Annotated in this window: 8 protein-coding genes; 6 read left to right on the top strand and 2 right to left on the bottom strand. The window is 64.7% G+C overall.

Annotated features, from left to right (window positions below; translation table 11 throughout):
• The first annotated feature begins 147 nt into the window (after window positions 1-147).
• Window positions 148-1,149 (top strand): cytochrome-c peroxidase, encoded by a 1,002-nt coding sequence (locus VIR09_RS17520; RefSeq protein ID WP_332014027.1) that lies wholly within the window; start codon window positions 148-150, stop codon window positions 1,147-1,149.
• Window positions 1,150-1,158: 9 nt separating this feature from the next.
• Here the strand turns inward: VIR09_RS17520 and queF are convergent, their stop codons facing one another.
• A complete protein-coding gene (gene queF / locus VIR09_RS17525; RefSeq protein WP_332014028.1) occupies window positions 1,159-1,983 on the bottom strand; it encodes an NADPH-dependent 7-cyano-7-deazaguanine reductase QueF in 825 nt (274 codons plus the stop codon).
• Window positions 1,984-2,307: 324 nt separating this feature from the next.
• Between queF and aceA the strand changes: the two genes are divergently transcribed.
• The 5 genes from aceA to VIR09_RS17550 all read left to right on the top strand — a co-directional run bounded on the left by aceA (window position 2,308) and on the right by VIR09_RS17550 (window position 6,844).
• On the top strand, window positions 2,308-3,627 hold the full coding sequence (gene aceA, locus VIR09_RS17530) for an isocitrate lyase (RefSeq protein ID WP_332014029.1): 1,320 nt from the start codon (window positions 2,308-2,310) through the stop codon (window positions 3,625-3,627).
• 208 nt (window positions 3,628-3,835) lie between these two features.
• Window positions 3,836-4,474 carry an HAD-IB family hydrolase gene (locus tag VIR09_RS17535; protein WP_332014030.1) on the top strand — a complete coding sequence of 213 codons (639 nt, stop codon included), beginning with the start codon at window positions 3,836-3,838 and terminating at the stop codon, window positions 4,472-4,474.
• Complete coding sequence (locus VIR09_RS17540) at window positions 4,471-5,349, top strand: decaprenyl-phosphate phosphoribosyltransferase (protein ID WP_332014031.1); 879 nt, start codon at window positions 4,471-4,473, stop codon at window positions 5,347-5,349. The genes VIR09_RS17535 and VIR09_RS17540 overlap by 4 nt, the downstream gene beginning before the upstream one ends.
• A gap of 86 nt (window positions 5,350-5,435) precedes the next feature.
• Window positions 5,436-5,684 (top strand): hypothetical protein, encoded by a 249-nt coding sequence (locus tag VIR09_RS17545; protein WP_332014032.1) that lies wholly within the window; start codon window positions 5,436-5,438, stop codon window positions 5,682-5,684.
• A gap of 119 nt (window positions 5,685-5,803) precedes the next feature.
• Complete coding sequence (locus tag VIR09_RS17550) at window positions 5,804-6,844, top strand: hypothetical protein (RefSeq protein WP_332014033.1); 1,041 nt, start codon at window positions 5,804-5,806, stop codon at window positions 6,842-6,844.
• A 36-nt stretch (window positions 6,845-6,880) separates the two neighbouring features.
• Here the strand turns inward: VIR09_RS17550 and VIR09_RS17555 are convergent.
• A partial coding sequence (locus VIR09_RS17555; protein ID WP_332014034.1) for a hypothetical protein occupies window positions 6,881-9,984 on the bottom strand: 3,104 nt, incomplete at its 5' end.

Here is a 9,984-nt window from a genome sequence, read left to right on the forward strand (position 1 = left end):
GAACCCGCGGCTGCGGCTTCGGCCGCCGCGCGTTCCTGAACCAGCCGGGGCCCGCGCCCCGGCGGTTTGACCCTACGCAAGGTTGATGCGGCGTCTCTCTGATGTAATGACCTCGTCAGTGAAGTGGTCATTACTCAGGAGAAGCAAATGAGAAGGGCAAGCGCGTTGCTGGCGGCAGGGGTCGCCTTGAGCAGTTGGATCGGCCTGGCCAGTGCGGCCTCGCAGGAACCGATACAGCCGGTCGAGCCGGCGGTCATCAAGGAGCCGGCCAAGGTCGAGTTGGGCAAGAAGCTTTTCTTCGACCCACGCCTCTCGCGCTCAGGTGCGATTTCCTGTAATTCCTGCCACAACCTGGGCATGGGCGGCTCGGACAATCTCAAGGCATCGATCGGCCACAAGTGGCAACAGGGCTCGATCAATTCGCCCACGGTGCTCAATTCCAGCCTGAGCATCGCCCAGTTCTGGGACGGCCGCGCCAAGGATCTGCGCGAGCAGGCGGGCGGCCCCATCGCCAACCCCATGGAAATGGCCTCCACCCACGAACTGGCGGTGCAGGTGCTGAACTCCATCCCCGGCTACCGGGCCGAATTCAAGCAGGTCTTCGGCAAGGACGACATCACGATCGAAGAGGTCACCGGCGCCTTGGCGGCGTTCGAGGAAACGCTGGTGACGCCCAACTCGCGCTTCGACCAGTGGCTGCGCGGTGACCAGAAGGCGCTGACCGTGCGCGAGCTGGCGGGCTATGAACTGTTCAAGAACAGCGGGTGCGTGGCCTGCCACAACGGCGTGGCGGTGGGCGGCAACTCGTTCCAGAAAATGGGTCTGGTCACGCCCTACGTCACCGAGAACAAGGCTGAAGGCCGCGCGGCGGTGACCGGCAAGGACGCCGACCGCTTCAACTTCAAGGTGCCGACGCTGCGCAACGTGGCGCTGACCTATCCGTACTTCCATGACGGCGAGGCAGCCACGCTGACGCAGGCCGTGGATGTGATGGGCCGCTTGCAGCTGGGCCGGACCTTCACGCCGGACGAGAATGCGCAGATCGTGGCGTTCCTGAAGACCCTGACGGGCGATCAGCCGGCCTTCCAGTATCCGCTGCTGCCGCCGTCGGAGGACGACACGCCCCGGCCCGAGCCCTTTGTGAAGTAGGCGGGTCGCCTACTGGCGGACGGTGCGCACGTCCGGCGGCGGCCCGGCTTCGAAGTTGCTGCGCCACGGGTTGATGTCCAGTCCGCCGCGGCGCGTGTAGCGTGCGTAGACCGTCAGTTGCTCCGGCCGGCAGGCCTGCATGATGTCGCTGAAGATGCGCTCGACGCAATGCTCGTGGAATTCCGCGTGCTGGCGGAACGACACCACATAGCGCAGCAGCGACTCGCGGTCTATGGGCGCGCCGCGGTAGCGGATCTGTACGCTGGCCCAGTCGGGCTGGCCCGTCACGGGGCAGTTCGACTTCAACAGGCGCGAGGCCAGCGTTTCCTCGACCACCTCGCCCGGGCGGGTGCGCAACACTTCGGGCGCGGGCTCGTAGGTGTCGATCTCGATGTCCAGCTTGTCTATATAGATGCCGTCCATTTCGCCCATCTGCAGTTCGGAGAAACGCTGCGGCAGGAAGAAATCCAGCCCCACCGGCGCGCCTGCGGCGGCGCTCAAGTCGCGTTCCAGGCGGCCGCGCAAGGCGGCCGAATTGACCAGACGGGTCTGGTTGAACGAGTTCAGATAGAGCTTGAAGGACTTGGACTCGATGATGTTGGGGCTGTCGGCCGGCACCGAGAAGGTGGCCATGGCCACCCGCGGCTTGCCCTTGGCGTCCAGCCAGGACAGCTCGTAGGCATTCCACAGGTCCACGCCGGTGAAGGGCAGCTTGCCCGCTTCCAGGTTCAGCGCTGCGCGGTTGTGCGACCGGGCGATGGGGAAGAGCAGCGAGGGGTCGTATTGCGAGGCGTAGGCCACGCTCTGGCCCAACGGGCCGTGGGACAGCGTCATAGCGGAGTCATCGGAAACTTGAAGAATGGACGCATTGTAGGCGCTGGCAAAAAAGCCTGATTTTCCATATCGTGAAATGTAACCTTCGTCATGTGAAAGCCCCTGCTGCGCAGCAGCGGGAACCCATTTCACAGATGATAATTGCGTTTCGCAATACGAAATTGAATTTGTAGTCTATTGATTTATAAGAATAATATTTTTCGTCTTGTATAAGACATAAGCCCACATTGCTCCGCAGCAGAGGCATAGACTTTGTCCAACGATTCACGCAATGCAGGACGCGAATCTTTTGAAGTCTTCCCATCACTGACCAGGAGCATCACCATGAGCCACCGCGAAACCGAAATCCGCAATCTGCAGAAGGACTGGGCCGAAAACGCCCGCTGGCAAGGCATCAAGCGCGACTACAGCGCCGAGGACGTCATCCGCCTGCGCGGCTCCATCGGCGTGGAACACACGCTGGCGCGCCGCGGCGCCACCCGCCTGTGGGAACTGCTGCATAGCGAGCCTTTCGTGAATTCGCTGGGCGCCCTGACCGGCAACCAGGCCATGCAGCAGGTCAAGGCCGGCCTGAAGGCGATCTACCTGTCGGGCTGGCAAGTCGCCGGCGACGCCAACCTGGCCGGCGAAATGTATCCCGACCAGTCGTTGTACCCCGCCAATTCGGTGCCGCAAGTGGTTCGCCGCATCAACAATTCGCTTGCCCGTTGCGACCAGATCCAGTGGATGGAAGGCAAGAACCCAGGCGAAGAAGGCTACATCGACTACTTCGCGCCCATCGTGGCGGATGCCGAAGCCGGTTTCGGCGGCGTGCTGAACGCCTTCGAGTTGATGAAGGCCATGATCGACGCCGGCGCCTCGGGCGTGCACTTCGAAGACCAGCTGGCCTCGGTCAAGAAGTGCGGCCACATGGGCGGCAAGGTGCTGGTCCCGACCCGCGAGGCCGTGGCCAAGCTGGTGTCGGCGCGCCTGGCGGCCGACACGATGGGCACGCCCACCGTGCTGCTGGCCCGTACCGACGCCGACGCGGCCGACCTCGTGACCAGCGACGTCGACGAAAACGACCGTCCCTTCATCACCGGCGAGCGCACCGTCGAAGGCTTTTTCCGCACCAAGGCCGGCATCGACCAGGCCATCTCGCGCGGCCTGGCCTATGCCCCGTACGCCGACCTGATCTGGTGCGAAACGTCCACGCCCAACCTGGAATACGCCCGCAAGTTCGCCGAGGCCATCCATCGCCAGTTCCCGGGCAAGCTGCTGGCCTACAACTGCTCGCCCTCGTTCAACTGGAAGAAGAACCTGGACGACGGCACCATCGCCAAGTTCCAGCGCGAGCTGGGCGCCATGGGCTACAAGTTCCAGTTCATCACGCTGGCTGGCTTCCACGCGCTGAACTACGGCATGTTCGAGCTGGCCCACGGCTACGCCCGCCGCCAGATGAGCGCCTTCGTCGAGCTGCAGCAGAAGGAATTCGCCGCCGCTGAAATGGGCTTCACCGCCGTCAAGCACCAGCGCGAAGTCGGCACCGGCTACTTCGACGCCGTCACGCAGACCATCGAAGGCGGCCAGTCCTCGACCACGGCGCTGACGGGCTCGACGGAAGAGGCCCAGTTCGAACATGGCAAGGAGCAAAAGGTCGCCTAAGCGCGGCAGGAGAGTTATGCAGTTGTAGTTGCTGTTGTAGGGTGGATTTGGGTGCCTTCGGGCACCCTTTTTTTGACTGGGATTCTCGCTTCGGTGTTGCCCTGGCGTTTCTTAGAGTTGATGAATTGGATCGCTGAACGTAGTTTCGAGTGTTTGGCCGACCACTACGGCAATGCCGCTGCTCGGCTGAGTTCACCTCAGTTTCAGAATGCCTCAAGAAATTCCATCCGCACCGGCCCTGCCCGTGGTGGCAGCCTTCGATTTCGACGGAACGCTGACCTACCGCGACACGCTGATCCCGTTCCTGGCGCGGGTGTCGTTGTGCAAGCTGCTGCTCGGCTTGACCATGGTGTCGCCGGCCCTCGCGCTGCTCATGTGCGGCAAGCGAGGCAATGACCACGGCATGGCCCTCAGGCAAAGCGCGAAGCAACGCCTGTGCCGCGTCGTGTTGCGCGGCCGCAGGCAGGCCAACCTGAAAGAGCTGGCAGTCCGTTGGGTCCCCGGCATCGCACTGCGGCCTGACATGCTCGCCCGGTTGCGGACACACCAGCAGTCAGGCCACCGGGTGGTGATTGTCAGCGCTTCGCCGGACCTGTATCTCGGGGAAATGGCCCGGCGCCTGGGAGTTGAACTCCTCTGCACCGGACTGGAAACAGCCGACGGTCGGCTGACCGGACGTTTCAGCACGGCAAATTGCTGGGGGCCGGAGAAGGTGGCGCGCCTGGAATCGCGTTTCGGACCTGTCGGTGGCTACGAGCTGCACGCCTACGGAGACAGCGGCGGCGATGCCTGGCTGCTCAAGGCTGCGGATTGCGCCTGGCTCAATGGCAGGAAGGTGGTCCGATGATGCCGGTGCTGAGCCTGTTGCGTCCTCATCAATGGCTGAAGAATGGATTTGTGCTGCTTGGACTGCTGTTCGGACAGAGCTGGAGCGACCTCGATCTGATAGCGGCCGTGGGTGTCGCGTTCGTGGCCTTTTGCATGGCATCCAGCGCCGTCTATGTGCTCAACGACTACCACGACCGCGAGGCCGACGCGCGCCACCCCAGGAAGAAGATGCGTCCCATAGCAAGCGGCAGCGTGAGCCTGCACACTGCCCGCACGCTGGTGGCCGCGCTGGTTGCGGGGGCGCTGCTGCTGCCGGCAGGGGCCGGCCTGTGGGCAGTGATGGCGGCCGTGGCTGCCTATCTCGTCCTCAATATCGCCTACACGTTCAAGCTCAAGCATGTCGTCCTGGTGGACGTGTTCTGCATTGTGGCGGGCTTCATGATCCGCCTGGTCTGCGGAACGTACGCGGTGGGGATCACGCCGTCGCGTTGGATGCTGCTTTGCTCGTTCATGCTCACCTTGTTCCTGGGGTTTGCGAAACGCCGCGCGGAGTTCGGTCCGGCGCTGTCCGAAGGCCTGGTCATGCAGGGCTCCACACGTCTGGTGCTCCGTTACTACTCGCCTCAACTGCTCGACGTGCTCATGGCCATTACCGTAAGCATGACGATACTGACCTACGGACTCTATACCTTGGATCCCGCGACAGCGGCCCTGCATGGCACCGAAAACCTGATCGTTACCTTGCCCATCGTGACCTTCGGCGTGTTCCGGTACCTGTACCTGATCTACGGGCAGGGAGCCGGCGAAGACACCGGCCTGGATCTGCTGTCCGATGCGCAAATCCGCTTGGCGGTAGCTGCCTGGGCCCTGGCAGTTTTCTTTCTCGTCAGATAACCATGCCATATCTACTTCTATTCCTGGCTAGCGCCTGCAGCGCCGCCGCGAGCATCGCCTTGAAGGTTGGGGGAACGTCCCGGGGCATGTCCTTGTTTGGCGGGCAGGGCGGGGCGTCATACCTCCTGGCCATTGCCTCGTACGGCGCTGGCTTCGGCTTTTACGCGCTCGCGCTGCGCCGGTTGGATCTCACCCTGGCATATCCGCTGATGGTTGCCATATCCATACTTGGCATCTTCGCGTATGGCGCGTTCGCTGGCGCCGAGGAATTCGGCTCGTTTCGCCTGGCGGGAGCAACGCTCATCGTCCTCGGCGTCTTTCTTCTCTCTCGATAAAACCTGACCCGATGATGACGCGATTTTTTGGCAGCCGCTTCTACAGCGGTTTCCTGTTGCTGCTTTTTTTCCTGATGGCGGCTGCAGCCTCGTTCAACGGCTTCTATACGAAGTGGCGCTTGAACGACGGCCATCCCTCGCTGGGGCTGTCGTATATGGTTGAAGGGACGGCAGCTCGTCCCTACGTCTATCGGCAGCTGCTGCCAGCCATGGCCAACCAGATTCAGAGCCTGTTGCCGGTGGCGATCCTGGCGAGGATTTCCAGCAGTCTGTCGGACCCGCGCAAGATAAACAGCCGGTCCAGCCTGGCGATGAAGTACCCCGAGTCAGAGGCATTGAAACCGGCCGTCGCATTGCGCTATTACATCGTCTATTACCTGACGTTTTTCGCCCTGGTCGCCAGCCTCTACGTCATGCGCCGACTTTGCCTGCGGGTGGGGGCGACAGAACCGGCGGCGATAGCCGCGCCGGCAATCATGGCCTTGCTTTTGCCTTTCATGCTGACCGAGGGCGGCTACTTCTACGACTTCACCGAAGTGCTCTTCATCATGAGCGCCGTGACGCTCGCTCTTGGCGTGGAAACGCTGCGCTCGTGGCGAGCGCTTCTCCTGCTGGTGCTGGCGGGGCTGGCGACGTGGAACAAGGAGGCATTCTTCTGGTTTACGCCAGCGCTCTATCCGCTGCTGCGCGCGCACTTGGACCGCATCCGGGCGGCCGGCCTGGTTTCGGCCTTGATGCTGGCCGGCGGCTGCGTCTACCTGGCGATGCGTTTGCGATACGCCGGAAATCCCGGTTCGACCGTGGATTTCCAGCTGTGGGACAACTTGCTGTTCTACGCCGATCCCGGCAACTGGTTCCGCACTGAAAACACCTACGGCGTCCTGTTGCCGCGCGGCTTCAGCCTTGTATTCGTTCTTGTCTTTGCTGGCCTGGGCGTGAAAGCATGGCGCCGCCTGCCCGCTACCTTGCGGGTCCACGGAGCGACAGCGGCGGCGATCAATCTGCCCTTGTTTCTGCTGTTTTGCTCCCCAGGCGAAATGCGCAATCTCAGCATGCTGTATCCCACGCTGACCTTGCTGATTGCCTGCGCGCTGTCGGCGTGGCTGAGCATGCCCGCCCGGTCAGGCCCGGCAGGGCGCGGGACGGAGGCGGCCGACTAGGCGGCCGACTAGGCGGCCGGCGCGCCTGGCGTATCGTCAGATCCCGAAGAACGCCGAGTACACCAGCCGCTCTTCCACCACGCGGCGCTGTTGCGTGGCGCCGGCGCGCCGTTCGGGCACGGAATTGTCAGTGTAGTAGCGCTCGTACTCGCGCACCGCGATGCGCGCCGGCTTGCCACCGCTGTCGGGAAGCGTGACGCTGGCAGACCAGATGACCGGGTCCAGCAACTCGCCCAGGAGGGGACCTTCCAGCACCGGCGGGAAGCGCACCACCGGACCGACGACCACGTTGCCCAGCCGCGACAGATCGGCCAGCGTGGTGGGAGTGGCGGTCTCCAGGATGGGTAGCTCGCGCATCCGGTCTATGAGAATGGGGCCTGGGCCGGGCGGCTGCGGCGCCGGTCCCGACGGGTCCAGCAGGCCCGACGCCAGCACCGCGGCATCGCTCCAGGCCAGGTCGCTGTCCAGCGCCGGGTCGCGCGTCTGCAGCACCAGCTCGACGCGGTTGCGGCCGCTTTCGGCAGTCTGGCCTATGCCGGGGATGAAGGAAATATTCAGGTATTCGGAATCCAGCGGGAATTTCATCGGCCCGTGCGCGGGCACCACGCCGCGCAGGCTGAACGCCAGCCGACCGCGCTTCTGCTCGAACACGGCGCGGCGGCGCGGCAACACCTGGGAGAACTCGGCCTGTACCACCCGCGACAGCTTGGCCGAACTGATGGCATTGGGCTGATAGCGCGCCAACGCCAGGCGCACGAAGGGCATGTAGCTGCGGCCTGGATCGAGCTCGATATCGCAGTACCAGCGCGCGCGCTCGTCGCTCCAACGCACGCGGTGTCCGACCACATGGACCAGCTTGGCCGGGATCTCTTGCAGATAGACCTGCTCGTCGGTGACGCGCGCGGAGAAGTCCGACACTCGCGCCTTGTGCTTGGGTTGGGGCGTCTCCCACAGCGGATCCATGCCCCACTGGGTCACCAGCGGCGTCAGCGGATTGGCGATGTCGGTGAAGTTCTGGCCGTCGCCCGCGATCACCACGCCCAGCAGTTCGCCGTCGCCAGAGGAGAACCAGGGCCGCTCCAGCCAGACCCGCAGGCCGTTGCCCAGCCGCGTCACGTCCAGCTTGCCAGCGCCGGCCGTTTCCTGCCAGCGGAAGGTCGGCACCACGTACGTGAGGACCGGGGCGTCGGGAGGCGCGCTGGCGCGCACGACGGTATTCTGCGCCCGGCCGTCGCGCCTGAGCACCGGGGCGCCGGGGTCGTCGTCCGCGCCCACCTCCACCAGCGGGCCGTCGGCGACGGGCCCCAGCCGCGTGACCTTGTCCGCCTGCTCGTAAAGCGAGGGCGGCAGGTATTCGCGGAAGCGTGTGGCGGCGCGCAGGCGGTAGCGGATGAGCCGGAAGCGGGTGTCGCCGAATTCATGACGGTCGCCGCGCGCGCGCAGCTTTCCTTCTGCATTCAGTTGTTCCTCCACCGCGTTGCTCAGGCTGAAAAGGTTGGCGTAGTTTTCCGACAGGGGAATCTCGGCCAGCACGCCATGGCCGGCCTGGCGTTCCGGACGCAGCTTCTGCAGGTCGTCCACCCATTCGTGCCAGTCAGCCTCGATATCTACCTTGCCGGTGGTGGGGCCGTGCAGCCGTACGCGGGCGTACAGGTTCGCGTGGGCGTCGCCAGGCCCGCGCTGCGGTTCCTCGGCCATCAACAGCAGGGGATCGCAGATCGGCTGTTGGGTTGCATGGACCAGTACCAGCGGACGATAGGGCGTGACCATCCAGCAGCCGCCCAGCACGGATGACAGGCGCAGCGTGGCGCGTTCGCCTTCGTTGTTGGCCCAAGCGGGTATGCCGAAAGTGTTGGCCAGGCCGGGATTCACAAAGCTGGAGTAGCGTAGGCGGGCGATGCGTCCTTTGGGCAGGTAGAAGGTCAGGACCCGCTTGGCCTCGTCCCAGGTGGGCAGGCCATCGTCGAGAAAGTCTTCCGAGCAGGGCGGATCCGTCAGGGTGGCGCGGCGCTCTTGCAGCACGATGCGCAAGCCCAGCGTGTCTGGCCACTTGGACCCGTGCGCCACCAGCAGCACCAGCTCCTGGGCAGGCGTCAGCGCGATGACGGCGCTGGGGCCCAGCACTTTGGGCCCCGTGACGCCGGGCAAGGCGTAGCCTGGCTGGGCGCGCAGCGCGATGCCGCCCGCCGCCGGATCCGGCAGATAGGGCGTGAGCACCTGGGCTTCGCGGTGGATGACGTACTGCCCGGCGGCCAGGCGCTCGCCGGTAGGCTGCTCGGCCGAGGGCTGTTGCGGCGGCACCCGATCGGTGGTGGCCACCTTCTGCAGCGCCTGCGGCGTCACCAGTTCTATGTCCGTATCCGGCCCCTTGTCGTACAGGGTGGCCGCATCGCGGGCCGCGGTCTCATAGGCCTGCTTGATGCCGGCGGGATCGCCCATAATGGCGTCGAACAAGCCGTGGGTTTCGCATTGCAGCTGGGACGCCTTGGGCGGCACCACATGGCGTTCGTTGACCGCCGTGTACGCGAAGTCCTTGGAGGCGTCCTGCTGGCGGGCATGCTTGAAGTCGGGACTTTCGAGGTAGGCCGCGGGGTCCAGCCCGGTATTGCTGCGGATCACCATGCGTTCCAGCGATTCGCCTTCGCTCAGGCGGGCGCGCTGCACCAGCGCCGGAGGATCCACGGGTTCGAAGCGCCAGTAGACGACCGGCTGCGTGGCGTTGTCGTCCTGCTTGAGCGAGGGATCGTCGAGCGCCAGGCTGTTGCCGGCCAGGTCCACCAGGCGTGCGCGGAAGCGGTAGGGCATGCCGAAGCGCAGACGCGGCAGGCTGCCCTTGGCAGCAGTGAAGCTGACCGCCAGGCCGTTGCCTTTTTCCGTGGCCGTGTCCTGCACCTCTTCCGGCGTTTCGCCCTGCACCCCGCTATCCGGATCCACGCGGTCGCGCAGCGTGCGCCCCGGGCGCGGCGCGACCAGGCTCCAGCCGGTCCAGCGGAACAGGGATTCATGCAGGTACTGGTCTTCCGGATCCTCGCCGCCGCTGGTGGAGGCGCCTTTCACATAGCCCTCGTCATCGGGCAAATGCAGCGGCGCGCCGCCATCCGTGCAGCGGTAGGCGCCGGCTCGCTGGCACAGCGAGCGCC

The organism is Achromobacter sp. (genome assembly GCF_036567245.1).
Taxonomy (GTDB): domain Bacteria; phylum Pseudomonadota; class Gammaproteobacteria; order Burkholderiales; family Burkholderiaceae_B; genus Achromobacter.

Bases quoted from the DNA above. Each gene is read 5' to 3' on its own strand.
- VIR09_RS17535 (WP_332014030.1), top strand. From the start codon at position 3,836: ATGCCTCAAGAAATTCCATCCGCACCGGCCCTGCCCGTGGTGGCAGCC.
- VIR09_RS17545 (WP_332014032.1), top strand. From the start codon at position 5,436: ATGTCCTTGTTTGGCGGGCAGGGCGGGGCGTCATACCTCCTGGCCATT.
- VIR09_RS17520 (WP_332014027.1), top strand. From the start codon at position 148: ATGAGAAGGGCAAGCGCGTTGCTGGCGGCAGGGGTCGCCTTGAGCAGT.
- VIR09_RS17540 (WP_332014031.1), top strand. From the start codon at position 4,471: ATGATGCCGGTGCTGAGCCTGTTGCGTCCTCATCAATGGCTGAAGAAT.
- aceA (WP_332014029.1), top strand. From the start codon at position 2,308: ATGAGCCACCGCGAAACCGAAATCCGCAATCTGCAGAAGGACTGGGCC.
- queF (WP_332014028.1), bottom strand. From the start codon at position 1,983: ATGACGCTGTCCCACGGCCCGTTGGGCCAGAGCGTGGCCTACGCCTCG.